8 protein-coding genes and 3 tRNA genes are annotated in these 17,640 nt (G+C 57.8%); 4 read left to right on the forward strand and 7 right to left on the reverse strand.

Annotated features, from left to right (window positions below):
* Positions 1-305: 305 nt before the first annotated feature.
* On the reverse strand, positions 306-1,115 hold the full coding sequence (tcdA, locus tag EAE_RS02145) for a tRNA cyclic N6-threonylcarbamoyladenosine(37) synthase TcdA (protein ID WP_015703318.1): 810 nt from the start codon (positions 1,113-1,115) through the stop codon (positions 306-308).
* A gap of 79 nt (positions 1,116-1,194) precedes the next feature.
* Positions 1,195-2,292, reverse strand: a complete 1,098-nt coding sequence (gene mltA / locus EAE_RS02150; protein ID WP_015369941.1) for a murein transglycosylase A — start codon at positions 2,290-2,292, stop codon at positions 1,195-1,197.
* Positions 2,293-2,504: 212 nt separating this feature from the next.
* Between mltA and EAE_RS02155 the strand changes: the two genes are divergently transcribed.
* The 3 genes from EAE_RS02155 to EAE_RS02165 all read left to right on the forward strand — a co-directional run bounded on the left by EAE_RS02155 (position 2,505) and on the right by EAE_RS02165 (position 2,825).
* A tRNA-Met gene (locus EAE_RS02155) sits at positions 2,505-2,581 on the forward strand.
* A 45-nt stretch (positions 2,582-2,626) separates the two neighbouring features.
* Positions 2,627-2,703, forward strand: a tRNA-Met gene (locus EAE_RS02160).
* 45 nt (positions 2,704-2,748) lie between these two features.
* A tRNA-Met gene (locus EAE_RS02165) sits at positions 2,749-2,825 on the forward strand.
* An 87-nt stretch (positions 2,826-2,912) separates the two neighbouring features.
* Here the strand turns inward: EAE_RS02165 and amiC are convergent.
* The gene (gene amiC / locus EAE_RS02170) at positions 2,913-4,166 is read right to left on the reverse strand and encodes an N-acetylmuramoyl-L-alanine amidase AmiC (protein WP_015703319.1); all 1,254 of its coding nucleotides are present in this window, start codon (positions 4,164-4,166) and stop codon (positions 2,913-2,915) included.
* Positions 4,167-4,392: 226 nt separating this feature from the next.
* Between amiC and argA the strand changes: the two genes are divergently transcribed.
* Positions 4,393-5,724, forward strand: a complete 1,332-nt coding sequence (argA, locus tag EAE_RS02175) for an amino-acid N-acetyltransferase (protein WP_015369939.1) — start codon at positions 4,393-4,395, stop codon at positions 5,722-5,724.
* 97 nt (positions 5,725-5,821) lie between these two features.
* Here the strand turns inward: argA and recD are convergent, their stop codons facing one another.
* The 4 genes from recD to recC all read right to left on the reverse strand — a co-directional run bounded on the left by recD (position 5,822) and on the right by recC (position 17,628).
* The gene (gene recD / locus EAE_RS02180) at positions 5,822-7,669 is read right to left on the reverse strand and encodes an exodeoxyribonuclease V subunit alpha (RefSeq protein WP_015703320.1); all 1,848 of its coding nucleotides are present in this window, start codon (positions 7,667-7,669) and stop codon (positions 5,822-5,824) included.
* The gene (recB, locus tag EAE_RS02185) at positions 7,666-11,211 is read right to left on the reverse strand and encodes an exodeoxyribonuclease V subunit beta (protein WP_015703321.1); all 3,546 of its coding nucleotides are present in this window, start codon (positions 11,209-11,211) and stop codon (positions 7,666-7,668) included. Before recB ends, recD begins: the two co-directional genes overlap by 4 nt.
* The gene (gene ptrA, locus EAE_RS02190; protein ID WP_015703322.1) at positions 11,208-14,093 is read right to left on the reverse strand and encodes a pitrilysin; all 2,886 of its coding nucleotides are present in this window, start codon (positions 14,091-14,093) and stop codon (positions 11,208-11,210) included. The genes recB and ptrA overlap by 4 nt, the downstream gene beginning before the upstream one ends.
* Positions 14,094-14,256: 163 nt before the next feature.
* A complete protein-coding gene (gene recC, locus EAE_RS02195; protein WP_015703323.1) occupies positions 14,257-17,628 on the reverse strand; it encodes an exodeoxyribonuclease V subunit gamma in 3,372 nt (1,123 codons plus the stop codon).
* Positions 17,629-17,640 lie beyond the last annotated feature (12 nt).

Raw genomic sequence — 17,640 nt, forward strand, 5'->3', positions numbered from 1 at the left:
GGATGCGGGCTGAGGGCCGTGTTTTGCACGGACGCTGCCTCGGCCCGACCCGAAGCCTGCCGGGATAAGTCGAAGGAACCACGAAGTGGCGATTTTGGCGGCCAGAGCCCGGGAGTACAGAGGGCGGCGGCGACTGGCCGCCCTCTGTGCGCTCCCTGCGCCATGAGTGCCATAACGCAGAAGAAATATCGGGAGCGCAATGTGCTTTGAATTAACACAAAGCACATGTTTATCCCCAACCAAAACCGTTGCAAACCAATAACAGTATCTACGGTTCCAGGCCAATAAAGGAAACGCCTGCCGGACTATTCCCCCTGACGCTGCGCTTTCGCCAACATCTTCTTCAACGCATGGGATACGGCGACAAAACCAAAGGTCGCCGTCACCATGGTCGCCGCGCCAAAACCGGAGGCGCAATCCATCCGCTTCGGCCCTTCCGCCGTGCTTTTCATTGCACATACGCTGCCATCCGCCTGCGGGTAGACCAACGCTTCGGTCGAGAAGACGCAATCGATGCCCAGCTTTCCTTTACTATTCTTCACTACGCCAAACTGGCTTTTCAGCCGTTCGCGCAGTTTCGCCGCCAGCGGATCCTGAATAGTTTTCGCCAAATCGGCCACCTGGATCTGCGTCGGATCGATTTGCCCGCCAGCTCCGCCGGTCGTCACCAACGGTACTTTATAACGGCGGCACCAGGCGATCAGCGCCGCTTTTGGCCTGACGCTATCGATCGCGTCGATAACATAGCTAAAGCCCGCTCCCAGGTATTCCGCTACGTTCTCGGGCGTGATGAAATCATCGATAACCGTGACCCGACACTCCGGGTTAATCAGACGTATACGCTCGGCCATCACTTCCGCTTTCGCCAGCCCAACGTTGCCGCCAAGGGCGTGGATTTGGCGATTGGTATTGGTGACGCAAACATCATCCATATCAATCAGCGTAATCGCGCCAATCCCGGTACGCGCCAGCGCTTCCGCCGCCCATGAGCCGACGCCGCCGATCCCGACCACGCAAACATGCGCCTCGGCAAAACACTGCAGCGCCTTTTCGCCATATAAACGCGCCGTGCCGCCAAACCGCTGGCGCCAGGCATCGCTGATTACTACAGACATAAAACCTCGGAATAAAGTAGAGACCCCGGATTCGGCGCGTTGCGCGGATCCGGGTTAGAAACGTACGGACGTTTGAACGTTAACCGCTAAAGACGCTACCGGCGCCTGGCGCGTTTTTCAGTACCCACACGCGGCCATAGTGGTTATACCAACCGGCGCGATGACCGGCATCCGGGCCGATGCCCTGGTAGATATCGAAATGCTGGCCTTTAATCGCCCCGCCGACATCCAGCGCCACCATCAGGCGTAGCTCGTACTGACCGTTAAACTTACCGTTATTATCCAGCAGAGGCACCTCGGCCAGCAAGGTGGTTCCCGGCGGAATAATCGAACGGTCAGAGGCGACCGACGCGCGGCCAATCAACGGTACCGCGCTCGCCCCTTTCACCGGCGCGTAGGACTGCGGTTTAAAGAAGACAAAAGATGGGTTCTGTTCCAGCAGCTCGCGGACTTCCGCTTCGCTATGTTTTTCGCCCCATTCACGGATCGCCTGCATCGACATATCTTCCCGCTTCACTTCACCGCGGTCGATAAGCACTTTACCGATACTACGGTAAGGCCAGCCGTTTTTCCCGGCGTAGCTGAAGAAGTTAAGCGGCGAACCGTCGCCGAAATCGATATAGCCGCTGCCCTGCACGTCCATGATGAAGTTATCCATCAGCGAGTTGCTGTAGGCCAGCACGTAGTTATCGCTGAGCGCGCCGGCATAGATGCTGGCGCGGGAAGGCAGTTTGCCGTTTTTCGGCGGCATACGGTAAATAGGATACTGGAACTCGCCCTGGCGAGTGTGGCGGGCCTGTACGACCGGGGTGTAGTAGCCGGTAAACTGCACGTTGCCGTAGTTATCAGCCCCCTGCATCTGCCAGGCATCAATACCAAACTGGCGTAACGTGCGGGTATCGCCGCCGGAACGCAGCCACTCCTGAATCGCGTTATAGACGCTGCTCTGGCTATTATAGAGACGCGGAGAGGCGCTACGAATCTGACCAACCTGCTGGGAGAAGTCGCCGGCGTTAATCGGCGCGCCTACCGCATCAGGTTGGTTTACCAATGAAAACGGCTGGGTAAACTTGCCATCACTATATTGCTGACCGCGATCGGTCGGTTTCGAGGTACAGGCGGCGAGCATCGCCAGCATTGCCCCCGTCGCTACATATTTTGCCCAACGTCCTTTCATGGTATCTCTTCTTTATTGCTGCTAAGCCTTAGTGCGTGATGAAGATAACAAACCCATGCGGCTAATGAAATGCACGAAAGCGCCCCGCAGCCCAAATTGTGTAAAAATTCGCCCATTACTGTATTTTTAGCCGCCGTTTTTTACAAAATTGACGATTTCTACGAAAAAAGGTTGCATCAGAACGCTAGCGGAGTATAGTGCGCTTCCACGGACGCGGGGTGGAGCAGCCTGGTAGCTCGTCGGGCTCATAACCCGAAGGTCGTCGGTTCAAATCCGGCCCCCGCAACCAATTAAAATCTGAAGTAAATCTACTCGATGGAAGAGTAGACGCGGACGCGGGGTGGAGCAGCCTGGTAGCTCGTCGGGCTCATAACCCGAAGGTCGTCGGTTCAAATCCGGCCCCCGCAACCAATTACAATCAGAAGCAAATTTACTCGATGGAAGAGTAAAGACGGACGCGGGGTGGAGCAGCCTGGTAGCTCGTCGGGCTCATAACCCGAAGGTCGTCGGTTCAAATCCGGCCCCCGCAACCAACACAATGAACACCCTTAAGGGTGTTTTTTTGTTTCTACCGTCCGTAAATACCGCTATAAAAAAAAGCGCCCGAAGGCGCTATTTTTTTATCCGCGTCTGGCCAACGTCGCCCCATCGGCAAAGTAGGCTTTGATCCCCGCCAGAATCGACTCCGCCACTTCCTGCTGGAATTTCGCGGTCTTCAGTTTACGCTCTTCTTCAACGTTACTGATAAAGGCCGTTTCGACCAGAATCGAAGGAATATCCGGCGCTTTCAGTACCGCAAAGCCCGCCTGCTCCACCTGATTTTTATGCAGCTTATTAATATTGCCCATTTTTTGCAGCACCGCTTTACCAAATTTCAGGCTGTCGGCGATGGTCAGGGACTGCACCATATCGAACATGGTGTGGTCAACGTAACGATCGCCGCTCTTGCTGACCCCGCCGATTAAGTCCGAGGCGTTCTGCGTTTGCGCGAGGTATTTTGCGGCGGTACTGGTAGCGCCCTTGGTCGAGAGCGCGAACACCGAAGAGCCGCTCGGCTGACGGCTGGTAAAGGCGTCGGCGTGAATCGAAACGAACAGGTCGGCACGCTGCTTCTGCGCCTTGGCGACGCGCACCTTCAAGGGAATAAACACGTCTTCGTTACGGGTCATAAAGACCTTCATATTGCCTTCACGCTCAATGAGCGCGCGCAATCGACGGGCAATCTGCAGCACCACGTCTTTCTCACGAGTACGGTATTTACCAATCGCGCCGGAGTCTTCACCACCGTGGCCGGGATCGAGCATGATAACGATAGGACGATCGCGCCCGGCTTTCCCCGGCTGCGGCCCGCTTTCTGCCGGCGGTACCTGACGTTCCAGATCGCCTTTGTTGTAATCTTCCAGCAGCGCCAGTAGCGGATCCTGCACATCGGTGGCCGTAGAGGGATAAAGATCCATCACCAGACGCTCTTTAAAACCGGCGACCGGCGCCAGCGCAAACAACTGCGGTTTGACGTTTTGTTTCAGTTCAAACACCATCCGCACGGTTTGCGGGTCGAACTGGCCCACGCGCGCGGATTTAATATACGGGTCGTCGTCGCGAATCTGCCCGCCCATCCCTTTCAGAACCGAGTTCAGGTTAACGCCTTCAATATCAACCACCACTCGCTCAGGATTGCTTAACGCAAACTGCCGATATTTCAGTACATGATTGGATTCCACCGTGACGCGGGTGTAAGTCGACGACGGCCAGATACGCACCGCGACTACCTGCGCGGCGGCGGCCAAACCGACCGGACTCACACTCATTAACCACATGGCGCCCGCCCCTTGTAAAAAACGACGGCGGCTTAATCCCGACTTGTATCCCGACATGCCACTCCCAAGCAAAAAAACGTGTTTGAAGCCAAAATGAACAGATTGACCAGAAACTTTAACCAAAGCCGCATAACCTGTCATCTATAAAAGGGTAAACAAACTTTGACACCCAAGGTTTTGTCACAATGTTTTCGCAAATTAGTGACAAATTAGGGGTTGCGCCACGAAGCAAAACAGAATAAAAATACACTTATTACGAATAATCATGCATTGAGGGTTTGTCATGGTGAAGGAGCGTCGCACTGAACTGGTCGAGGGATTCCGCCATTCTGTTCCCTATATAAACGCGCACCGGGGAAAAACGTTTGTCATCATGCTGGGCGGAGAAGCCATCGAGCACGATAACTTTTCCAGCATAGTCAATGACATTGGCTTATTGCACAGCCTCGGTATTCGCCTGGTGGTGGTCTATGGCGCGCGTCCGCAAATTGACGCTAATCTCGCGGAACACCACCACGAGCCGGTTTACCACAAGCAGACCCGCGTCACCGACGCCAAAACCCTTGAGCTGGTTAAGCAGGCCGCCGGTATGCTGCAGTTAGAAATTACCGCCCGCCTGTCGATGAGCCTCGGCAATACGCCCCTGCAGGGGGCGCATATCAACGTGGTGAGCGGCAATTTTATTATTGCTCAACCTCTTGGCGTCGATGATGGCGTCGATTACTGCCACAGCGGCCGTATTCGCCGCATCGATGAAGAAGCCATTCATCGCCAACTGGACAGCGGCGCAATCGTGCTCATGGGCCCGGTCGCGGTATCCGTCACCGGCGAGAGCTTCAACCTCACTTCTGAAGAGATAGCCACCCAACTGGCGGTAAAGCTGAAAGCTGAAAAGATGATCGGCTTCTGCTCGTCGCAGGGGGTCTACGACCAGCACGGCGAGATCGTTTCCGAGCTGTTCCCTAACGAGGCGCAGGCGCGGGTAGAGGAGCTGGAAGCGGAAGAAGATTATAATTCCGGTACCGTACGCTTCCTGCGCGGGGCGGTGAAAGCCTGCCGCAGCGGCGTGCGTCGCTGCCATTTAATTAGCTATCAGGAAGATGGCGCGCTGCTGCAGGAGCTATTCTCACGTGACGGTATCGGTACGCAGATCGTCATGGAAAGCGCCGAGCAGATCCGCCGGGCAACCATTAACGATATCGGCGGCATCCTCGATCTTATCAGCCCGCTGGAGCAGCAAGGCATTCTGGTGCGCCGCTCGCGCGAACAGCTGGAAATGGAGATTGATAAATTCACCATCATCCAGCGCGATAACACCACCATCGCCTGCGCCGCGCTCTATCCATTCCCGGAAGAGAAAATCGGCGAAATGGCCTGCGTAGCGGTGCATCCGGATTACCGTAGTTCGTCACGCGGCGAGGTACTGCTGAGCCGTATCGCCGCCCAGGCGAAGCAGATGGGGCTCAGCAAGCTATTCGTGTTGACCACTCGCAGTATCCACTGGTTCCAGGAACGCGGCTTCACCCCGGTGGATATTGATTTGCTGCCGGAGAGTAAAAAACAGATGTACAACTATCAGCGCCGTTCGAAGGTATTGATGGCAGACCTGGGCTGACGGATAACTCCCCGGATAGCGGCTTGCGCCTTATCCGGGCTACCCGACGACATCGCAACGTAGCGCCAGCAGGGCTCCCCCGGATGGCGGCTGCGCCTTATCCGGGCTTTCCGCCATGCGCGAAAATCTCCGCCAGGCCGCTGCGCCGTTCGGTGCGCGTCACGATGGCTTGCGCCAGTACCTGCTCGTCGGCGTAAAGCGACAGGCGCCGTTTGGCGCGGGTAATCGCGGTATAAACCAGCTCGCGGGTCACCAGCGGTACGCTACGAGAAGGCAAGATCAGCGCCGCATGATCGAACTCCGACCCTTGCGACTTATGCACCGTCATTGCCCAGGCGGTATCATGTTCCGGCAGGCGGCTTGGCTGCACCGATTTAATGCTGCCATCCGGCATTGGGAACCACACGCGAAGTTCGCCGTCCCTTTCCAGCGCAATACCAATATCACCGTTAAACAGCCCCAGCGCGCTATCGTTACGGGAAATCATCACCGGGCGGCCATCGTACCAGCGTGAATGGCGCGGTAGCGTAATCGCCCGCTTACGGTGGAGCATCTGCTCCAGCTGTTCATTCACGCCGCTTACCCCGTAAGGCCCTTCACGCAGCGCGCACAGCAGCTGAAATTCGCCGAAGGCGGCAATCATCTGCTCCGGCGCGGCCTGCTCGCGGCGCAGTTGCAGATAACGACCGTAGCCCTCCTGTGCCGCCATCAGCATCGCTTCATACTCCTCGGTGGTGCTGAGCGGCTGCAGAACGATATCCTCAAACGGCTGGCGTAATGTTGCTTTCACTTCTGCGCGCGCACCGGCATTGACCGCCCGCGCCAGGCTGCCAATACCGGAATGGCTGCCAAAGCGGTAGCTTTTTTGCAACAGGCACAGGCTATCGCGCAACGCCCCGGCCATCTGCCCCTCCCCCGCCGGCACCGTTGCGCCGGTCAAACGCGACAGTTCTTGCGCTCGCGCCGCGGTATAACCGGATGTCGCCCAGGCGCAGATGTCGCCAAGCACCGCCCCGGCTTCCACGGAGGCAAGCTGGTCACGGTCACCGAGAAAAATCACCCGCCCATGTTCCGGCAAAGCATCAATCAGACGCGACATCATCGGTAAGTCGATCATTGAGGCTTCATCGACCACCAGCACATCCAGATGCAGCGGGTTCCCGGCGTGGTAGCGCATGCGTTGGCTGCCGGGCTGCGCCCCCAGCAGGCGATGCAAGGTACTGGCATCGGCGGGAACCAGCGCTTTTTGCTCATCGCTAAGCGGAAGTTTTCTTAACGCCGCCCCAAGGGATTCCGTCAGGCGCGCTGCGGCTTTGCCGGTCGGCGCCGCCAGCCGAATTCGACAGCGCGACGTGTCGTTGATCTGAATCAGCGCCGCCAGCAGCTTCGCGACGGTAGTGGTCTTGCCGGTGCCGGGACCGCCGGAGATCACCGAAATGCGCCGGGTCAGCGCCACCGCCGCAGCGACTTTTTGCCAGTCGATATCGTCGGTCGCAGGAAAGAGTTCATTCAGGGTTGCCGTTAACCGCCCTTCATCAACCTCCAGTACCCGGTTCGTCTCATTAAAAAAGCGGGCGACGGTGAGTTCATTACGCCACATGCGGTTCAGGTACAGCCTTTCGCCACATAAAATCATCGGCGTCGGTTCGTCGCCGCGGCTCACCGCTGACGAAGAAAGCAACAATTGAGGCCAGTCCTGCGGCTCTCCGGCCATCGCCAGCAACTGGTCGCGGATCTCGCCGGCCTTGCCGCTTAGCGCTTCTTCAGCGTTGAGGCGCGACAGCGGCAGGCAGACATGACCTTCTCCGGCATCCCGGCTCAACAGCGCGGCGGCCAGCTTCACTGCCGGAGGGGCATCCTGCGCCACCATCAGCGCAAACTGTACGTCCAGCGGTCGCAGCAAACGCTGCTCGGCGGCGGCCAGCAGCAGTTCATCCATGGTCATGAGTCCACCTCCTGGGCAACACCGGCAAATAGCGCGTCGAGGCCGTCAATCAGCGGCTGCGCCGGGCGGGTGGTGAAGATCCCCTGCCCGCCTTCCTGCCCGTCCATGCCGCGTAAAAAGAGATAAATGACGCCGCCAAAGTGCCGCTCGTAGTGATAATCGGCAATACGGTGACGCAGATAACGGTGCAGCGCCAGGCTATACAGCTGGTACTGCAGATCATAACGATGCAGGCGCATCGCCTGGATCATCGCCTGCTGGGTATAGGCTTCGCGATCTTCGCCCAGCCAGTTAGATTTGTAGTCCAGCAGGTAATAACGACCATCATGACGAAATACCAGATCGATAAACCCTTTCAGCATGCCGCGGACCTGGCGGAAATCGAGCGCCGGGGTATCAGCCGACAGCGGATCATAGCGGCGGATCAGCGCGTCCAGCTGCAGCGGATCCAGCGGTTGTTCAATCGGTAGATAGAAGGCCATTTCCACCTGTTTATCCCGCACGCCCAGCTGATTCAGGGCGATTTCAGCCCCCGGCAGGCGTGTTCGCAGCACGCCGTCCAGCCATTCGCTCAACACCGGCGCCCACTCTTCGCCAAAACCGTGCAACTGTAGTTTTTGCGCCATCCAGTCAACCGGTACCGGCTGACTGAAATCGAGATCCTCAAACAGGCTATGCAGGAAAGTCCCCGGCGACGCGCCGCGTGGGAACTGATGAGGCGTGAGCTGCGGCTCTTCCGCCACCTCGCCAACGCCCGCGGCGTCGATATCGAGACGCGGTAGCAGCTCCTGACCGGCGCTGGAACCATGTTGCTGCAGGCCGGAATAACTGGTCACCCGCCAGTCGTCACTCACCTGGCGTTCAACCGTCCGCGCCGAAAGCGACGGTAGCGCGTTTTCCGGCGCCTGCCACGGTGTCTGGTCCATGGTATCGGGAATACATAGCGCAATATCATCGTGGCATAATGCCTGTAGCCGCGCGGTCAATCCCGCCGCGTCCATCGGCTCGCCGTCCTGCAGCAGACGGCCGAGGGCGCTGTGATGAAAATCACTGTTGCCAGGTTTATCGCTTCGGCGGGTACTTAACGGCGCAACCCCGAGACTGCAGTGCCACACCGCGCGGGTCAGGGCCACATACAACAGGCGTAAATCCTCCGCCAGACGCTCGGCTTCCGCCAGCTCAAGGCTATTCTCCCCCTCTCCGAGGTCGAGTACCGCAGCAAAGGAATCGCGGTCGTGATAGAACGCCTGATCCTGTTTGCGAAAGCGCGCGATAAAGGGCAGCCAGACCAGCGAATATTCCAGTCCTTTTGATTTGTGGATAGTGACGATTTGCACCAGATGCTTATCGCTCTCCAGACGCATCTGCTGGCTGGAAGCATTGCTGTCCGGCTCGGCGATATGTTGCGTCAGCCAGCGCACCAGCGCGTGCTCGCTCTCCAGCTGATTAGCCGCCTCTTGTAACAATTCGCTGATGTGCAAAATATCGGTCAAACGGCGTTCGCCGCCGTGGGTCGCCAGCAGATTTTCGGCAATATGACGTGCCCCCATCAGCGCGCGCAGCATTGGCATCACGCCGCGCTGGCGCCAGATCTGCCGGTATTCACTGAACTCCTCTACCAGCGCATCCCAGGCACGTTCATCCTGATTGAGGTTTTCGATATCCTGCGCATTAAGGCCAAACATCGACGTCGCCAGCGCGCTGCGTAGCGTGTTTTCACGCTCTGGCGCCAGTACCGCCTGTAGAACCCACAGTAATTCCTGCGCTTCCGGGGTTTCAAAAACGCTGTCGCGGTTTGAGAGATAGACCGACGGGATCGACAAGAGCTGCAGCGCATCGCGAATAAGCGCCGCTTCGAGACGGTTACGCACCAGCACGGTGATATCGGAGGCGCGCACCGGCTCGGCTTTTTCGCCGCGCCACAGCAGCGCGCGCCCCTGCTGGCCGGCGCTGAGCCAGTCGCGGATCTGCGTCGCACACAATTGCGCCATAAAAGACTGATAATCGCCAGAACCGACGGCTTCGCCAGGCATTAACCACATGTTCATCGCCGGGATCGGCTTCTCATCAATGGTAAAGCGCAACGTCTGATTTTTAGCGGCTGGCTTCACCGGCAAGAATGGGATCTCGCGGAACATGAATGGATTATCACTCAGGCCGAACAGACGATTTACGCTCTGTACCATGCCCGGCGCCGAACGCCAGTTGGTATCCAGCGTATAGTGGGCAGCGACATCGCCACGCGCTTTCATATAGGTGAAAATATCGGCGCCTCGGAAGGCGTAAATCGCCTGTTTCGGGTCGCCAATCAGCAGCAGGGCCGTATCCGGCTGGCGACGCCAGATGCGGCGGAAGATACGATACTGTTGCGGATCGGTATCCTGGAACTCATCGATCATCGCCACCGGGAAACGCTGACGAATAGCGCTGGCCAACGCTTCGCCGCTGTCGCCGCGCAGCGCGTCGTCAAGGCGGCTGAGCATGTCGTCAAAGCCCAGTTCGCCTCGACGCCGCTTTTCGCGGGCGACCGCTTCACGGATCTCCACCATCGCCCTGGCGATAACCAGATCGTTTAAGGTAAGCGGTGAGGCGAGCAGCGCCTCTACCGCGCTGAATAACGGATGCAACGGTGGTTCGCCGCCGTCTTTGGTGCGCTCAATGAGGAACGGTTGCGAGAATTTTTCCAGCGCATCAGGCAACTGATAACTCAGCGTTTCTTCCTGCGCCCAGGCGCTGACCTTTTCGATCCACTTGCCCTGGTTGCCGCGGTTGAACTTGCGGCGATCGAGCCCTGAGTTTTCCAGCACGTTTTCAATTTCGCTAACCTGCTCCCGCCACTGCTGCTTCAGCGCATTGATACGTTCCAGGATTTGCTGATGGCGGCTTGCCAGCGTCTCTTCCGCGGGCGGCGGCGATTTTAGCTGCGGCGCTTCGCCCTGCAGCCAGCGGTCGATCGCCTTGAGCAGATCGCGTGGTCCTTTCCACTGTTCATGGATCACCGCGGCGATATCGCGCGGCAGCGGATAACAGTGGCGACGCCAGAAGTCGGCGCAGGCCTGATAACGCAGGCGGGATTCGTCTTCGATCAATTGCTGTTCAAACAGCATGCCGGATTCGAAGGCGTTGAGGCTTAGCATCCGCTGACAGAAGCCGTGGATGGTAAAGACTGCCGCCTCGTCCATCTGCCGCTCCGCCAGCATCAACGTTTGCGCCGCCTGGTTTTTATCGGCGATTTCCGCGAGCAGAGAGGCATACAGAGGATTACTGGAACTCTCACGCAAACAGGCGATCCGCAGTTCATGAATATTGCTGCGGATGCGCCCACGCAGCTCTTCCGTCGCCGCTTCGGTAAAGGTAACCACCAGCAGCTCTTCCACGCTGACCGGCCGGGGGAAAGCAGATTCCCCCCCCAGCCCCAGCAGCAGCCGTAGATATAGCGCGGCGATGGTAAAGGTTTTTCCGGTGCCCGCGGAGGCTTCTATCAGCCGCTCGCCCGTCAGGGGCAAGCGGAGTGGGTCAAGAGACTCAGCGGTTTCGGTCATTCATTCTCTCGCATCAGGGGTAAGGATTTTTGCAATGCGCTGACGCTTTCCCATACCTTACCGCCTTCAGGGGCGGCGTATTCCGTCTTGCCGTTCTGGCTGCCGGAAACCTGGGATAACAGTGCCATGCCTTGCGGATCCACCACCGTCTGATGGAAGAAGTCGGCAAGTTTTTGCGGCGTCAGCAGTTTCATCTGAGCCACTACTTTATCACGTGAATCGAAGCGCATATTACCGCGATCGAAATCTTTGCTCAGCTTTGATGCTTCTTCGCTCAACGTTTGCGGCGCCTGCAGCATCTGGCTAATCGCCGCCTGCTGGATCTGGGCAAACTCTTCCGGTTTCATCGCCCGAAGTTTGGCTTCCGCCGTCGGGAAGAAGGCCTGGAAGCGCTGCCAGAGGAAGGCCGGCTGTTTATCGCTGCTCTGTAGCAGGAAGCCCATCCCCCACTGGCGGCCCACATTCATTGAGAAGGCGAATACCGCATAGCCGAGTTGTTCTTCAGTACGTAACTGGTTGTAGAACCAGGGCTGAATAATCTGCCCTAACAGCGAACTGGCGGCCATGCTGCTGTATTCATCGACGTTTGGCGGCGCGAAAACCGCCGCCAGCGCGGAGTCGGTGCTGCTGCCTGCTTTCTCAAACATCGCCAGCTGTTTGCTGTCGATCAGCACGTCTTTGTTGCGACACCACTCGTTGCCATCGGCGCCAAGCTGTTTTTGGATCTGGCGGGCCAGATCGGTGGACTGTCTGGCGCTCATGTTACCGATGACCAGCAGCTCCGGCCGCCCTCTTGCTTTCAGGTTATCGCGGTAGTTGATCACCTCTTTCAGGGTGATTGACGGTAGTAAATCGCGACGAGTTTTACGCTCAAAATAGGGTACCTGCGACAGCATCTGAATCGGCATAATCGCCTGGTCATAGGCTTTGCCTTTGTCCGCCGAATCCATCATCTGGGCATACCAGGACTTCGCTTGCTCAAGCTGCTCTTCGGTCGGCGTATAGCTAAAGTAGCCGTCCAGCAGCGCGGTAAAGAGCTGCGGCAGACGCTGGGTATAGCCGTTGGCATTAACCATCAGACCGTTGTTGGCGCCGGTCGAGAAGCTTATCCCGCCTACCGCGGCCTGATTGCTAAGTTGATCGAGGGCGATACCGGCCAGGTAATCATTCAACGCGAACATCACCTGACGGCGCGCGCTGTCCATCGCCTGCGGGTTACGTAGCACCAGCGAGACGTCGGCCTTTGGTTCACTGGCAAAGTACTGGCTGGGGGCATACACCACGCGCAGCGTCGGCTCATCGACGATAAGCTCCGGATGCGGGTAGGCCTTATCGCTCTTAATCAGCGTAAAATCATCCGGAATATACGGGTTCAGCGTCGGCAGCTGCAGCTTGATGGCAGCAGATTTTTGCTGCCAGTCGGCGAAGGTCCGGGCGCTAATTTTATCGACCTGGTACGGCGCGTTGACGAAATAAGCGGTTTTGTTGTGCGGCTCATTCGGGCTGATGTACCAGATACGCGCATTTTGCGGCGTCATCATCGCCAGACGGTCTTTGATCGCCTGGGCATCATAGCGGTCGGCGATATTAACCACGTCCAGTACGTGCTCTACCGGCACGCGAATCATGGTATCGGCCAGCCACTCCACATAATCCATATCGCGGTTAATCGACGGATAACGGAAATCGAGCTCCAGCACGTGGGCTAATTCATCAAAGTAGCGCTTATCAATACCCTGTGTACGCAGCAAATTCAGGTAGCTGAAAATAGCGGCGGTAACTTCATCGCGGTGCGCCAGGCCTTTATCGGTGAGGGTAGCGGAGATCGCCAGCACGCCGCTATTACCGTTGACCGCCGGATCGGAATCCGCGCGAATCCCTTCCGCCAGCCCCTGCTTCTGCAGCCAGTCGGATAAGGTGCCGGGGCTGCGGTTGCCAATCATATAGGTCACCAGCTCATCGGTCTTGCTGCGGAACTGAGCGCTGTTGTTATCGATGCGGAATTCAACGCGCAGCACCTTACGCGGCATCGCCGGCACGTAGTGAATCACAATGCCCTTCTGCGCATCGGTCACGACCGGTACGGTAATTTCCGGCTTGCTGATGTCGTGGTTTGGCACCCGCCCGTAGGTCGCGGCGGCAATGCTTGCCAACTCAGGCAGCGGCTTATTGCTGTAGATAACTGCCTTCATCAGGTTTGCCGAGTACCAGCGGTCGCGGAAAGCGTGTAGCGCATCAAGCACCGGGCTACCAGGCTTGTCGCTCAGCGTATCGAGGTTACCGCCGGAAAATTGTGAAGCCGGATGCGCAGGGTTGATGGTTTCGGCGCTCACCTGCGCCATGCGCATCCCGTCCCGGGTGCGCGCCATAGTCAATTCGGCGTTGACCGCGTTACGTTCGCGTTCGGCATATTTTTTATCCAGCAGCGGCGCGGCAATGGCATCGGCCAGCCGATCGACAGCGCCGTTGAGAGCATCGTTTTCCACTTCAAGGTAGAAGGCGGTGCGATACGGCGCCGTGCTGGCATTATGACTGCCGCCGTGCATTTTGAGGAATTCAGCAAGGCTGTCAGGCTGCGGGTACTTCTGCGAGCCCATTAAGGTCATATGCTCGAGATAGTGCGCCAGCCCTTGATGGTCGGCCGGATCCTGTAATGAACCCACCGGCACCACCAGCGCCGACAACGATTTTACCGCCTGCGGATCGGATACCAGCAGCACGACCATGCCGTTTTGCAGGCGAATAGCCTGATAGTGACGGGGATCTTTTTCGCTTTTACGGATGGTTTCCTGAATCGGTTGCCATCCGGTGTCTGCCTGACTTAACGGCGCCCAAAGGGCGACCACTACAACAAGAACTTTGAACCATAAACTGCGGGGCATTCACGGACCTCATCATTAACAAACTTCGCGCTGCATAGCGTCAGCGTGGATACCCATCATCAGGCTCGGGCCATCTTCCGGGTATTTAAAACATCAGTCCGTGATTCGCTGCGCATAATAAATGAACAACCTTCTTTTGCGCAATTTTTATACTATTACAATTTTATTCGGACTGATGGAAACGAAATATCGGCAACAGATAACGCTGCGCCTGCGCGATAATCTCTTCATAGTACGCAGGCTCAAGAGTGCGCCACAGGCGCTGGTACCAGATATCGGCACCTTCGCCGCTCACCACCATATTACCTTCGTAGGCCTGAAGGAACTTGCTACGCGCTTTTTGTTGCGTATCGTCATCCATTAACATGACATCCTTTTCCGCGTCATAACAGGCTTTTAGCCACGCGCCGCCGCTTTCCGGCAACAGCAGTAGCGGTTTTGACATCCCCTGCAGGTAGCCTTCTACCAGCTCATTCAGATACGCCTGCGCCTGCTCCGCCGCCAGCGGCGGGAAACGCCATTCGCCTTCCTTGCGCACGAACAAGCGACTTTCGCCGAGACCGCCGCTAGCACAATAGACAAGATGTTCCAGCCAAAGCTGCACGCCCTGAGAGACGCTCAGCAGCGATGGACGCCAGCGCAATAACCCATCCGGCTGTACCTGCTGTAGCCAGCCGGTGAGATTGATACCGTTGCACTGTAGGTCAATCTCCATACTTTGCGCGGGTTGACGACTGGCGATAACCCGCTCAGCCAGGTTCTGCATTTCCTGACGCTGCGCCTCCCACGCCAGTTCGCCAAACGCGCCATAGGGCAGCTCCCCCGCCGCACGAAAACGACGATACATCGCTGACGCATCCTGCTGTTCAATCAGCGTATTCAGCAACTGTTGGTTCAACTGGTAACGGCTTAGCCCTTCAAGCACGAAAGGCTCATCTTCGGGGATCTCGCTCTCTTCAGAGCGGAAATTCACCCGCAAACGCTGCTGGAAGAAAGCGCGCACTGGATGCTGCCAAAAGCGTAACAGCTGTTCGAACGGCAGCGTGTCGATATCGAGCGGCGCAAGCGGCTGGATAAATTCACTATGCGCCTCTCCCTGCTGGCTGGCGGCGGCCAGCCACTCTCTTGCATAGCTCTGATCTTCATCCGGCAGGTAATTGGCGGCATCAAAAGGCATGCGCGTATGCAGATGGGTAATGTGCTCTTTAACGCGGCGTTCGCTGGCATCGCAGTCCAGCACTTCATCGCCTTCAAGGCAGTGGCTCTGACCGATATAGTCCGCCAGTTCCTGTACCAGCACCGAAGGATAACGCTCGCTATTATCCTGAATAGAGCGGCCGATATAGCTGATGTATAGCTTCTGTTCTGCCGACATCAGCGCTTCCAGGAACAGATAGCGGTCGTCGTCGCGACGGCTACGGTCGCCGCGCTGCGGTTTTTGGCTCATTAAATCGAAACCCAGCGGCGCGAGGGTGCGTGGGTAGACGCCGTCGTTCATCCCCAGCAGGCAGACAACTTTGAAGGGAATAGAACGCATCGGCATCAGGGTGCAGATATTCACCGGCCCGGCCAGGAAACGCTGGCTGATGCGCTGCTGATCGAGGCGCTGCGCCAGCTCATCGCGCAGCAGCGATAGCGGCACGGCAGCCCCGTACTGCGCATCCAGCCCGCCATCGATGATGGCTTGCCATTGCTGTTCAATCAGCGCCAGCGCCGCTTCGGTTTCACTGTCTGGCAGGAAGAAATCCGTGAGCAGATCGCGGCACACCGGCAGCCACTCTGTCAGCGGGCGATCCTGTGCCAGACCGCGGCGCCACAGATTGAGCTGCATCAGCAGCGAAGCGAGATTCCCCACCAGTTCGGCAATCAGCCCGCTGGATTCATCATAGGGCAGCACCGACTGCCACTCGCCCTGGCTGCTGTCCATCGCATATCCCAGCAGCATACGTGTTAAACCGAAACGCCAGGTGTGCTGACCGGTCGCCGGGAGATCCATTTCGCGCACGTTGTCGTCATCCATACCCCATCGTACGCCGGATTCATTGACCCACTGGCGCAGATAGCGTAGCCCCTCTTCATTGATATTGAAGCGCGCCGCCAGCACTGGTACATCCAGCAGCGCCAGCACATCTTCACTGGCGAAACGGCTATCCGGCAGAGAAAGCAACGTGATAAACGCCTGTAGCGCCGGGTGCGATTCCCGCGCCCGACGGTCGGAAATCGCCCACGGCAGCCAGCGTTCGCCGCGCGCTGCGCCGAATACCGCCTGAATATAGGGACTGTAGCTGTCGATATCGGCGACCATCACGATAATATCGCGCGGCGTCAGCTCCGGGTCTTCTTCCAGCATCGCCAGCAGCCGGTCATGCAGCACTTCCACTTCGCGTTGCGGGCTATGGCAGACGTGGATAGCCAGGCTGCGGTCGTCAGTCGCCAGCGGACGCTTGCTCTTACTGCTGGCGAACTCTTGCGCGGTGCGCCCTGCCACCGCGGCGTTGCGCAGATCCAGAATATCGGCCTGAAGGTTATGCAGCAGGTTATCGGGGGCGATATCGACAAAGGCGTCCAGCTCTTCATAGCGCTCCAGCCCGGCCAGCAGATAGATATAATCGCGCCCGAGCTTGCCCCACGAGGCCAGCAGCGGGTTGCCAACATCCTGCTCGCCATCATCATTAAACAACCCCGGCGCCTGTTCAGTGTCGCGGAACAGCGGCAGCTCGCGCGCCTCGCGGTGGTGGCGGCGCTGGCGCGACATCAGTTTGGCAAGAAACGCCGGATCTTTAATATCGCCCCAGTAGTAGCGACAGGGGTTAGTGAAGAGTACATAGACATCGACGTGCTTGCCCAGCGCCTGCAGGGCCTGCAAATACACCGGCGGCAGCGCGGAGATGCCACAGATAAAGACCCGCGACGGCAGCCCGGCTGGCGGCTGGTCAGCATTTTCCAGCGCGCTGATAAAGCGCTGGTACAGATTAGCGCGGTGCCACAGCGGTTGCCCAAGCTCCGCGGTGTATTCGACTAACGCTTTCCACAGCGGAGCCTGCCACTGCTGAGCGTCGCCCAGCCCGTCAACCCGTTCATCGGCCTCCCAGCGCATCAGCCACTCCGGGCGATAGACCAGATACTGGTCATACAGATCGGCTACCCGCGCGGCTAGCTGGAATAGCTTACGCTTGTCGCTGTCATCGCTCAGATAGTGGCGCAGCAATGTGAAGGCGTCATCGTCGAGATACTGCGGTAGTAGAGTCATTAGCTTCCAGCTCATGCTCTGTTTACTGAAGGCGCTCTCGCCGGGAATATCGTCTAGCACGCGAACGAACATATCCCAGATAAAGCTGGCCGGCAGCGGAAACTCGATATTCGCCGCAATACCGAAGCGCTTTGCCAGCGTCATTTGTAGCCATTGCGCCATACCGGTACTTTGCACCAGCACCATTTCCGGCATGAAAGGGTCATCCAGCCGCTGGCGCTCGACGATAAACTCCATCAACGCTTCAAGTACATCCAGACGGTTTGAGTGGTACACCCTTAACATATTCGCTCCTGA

It is taken from the genome of Klebsiella aerogenes KCTC 2190 (genome assembly GCF_000215745.1).
In the GTDB taxonomy this organism is placed as follows: domain Bacteria; phylum Pseudomonadota; class Gammaproteobacteria; order Enterobacterales; family Enterobacteriaceae; genus Klebsiella; species Klebsiella aerogenes.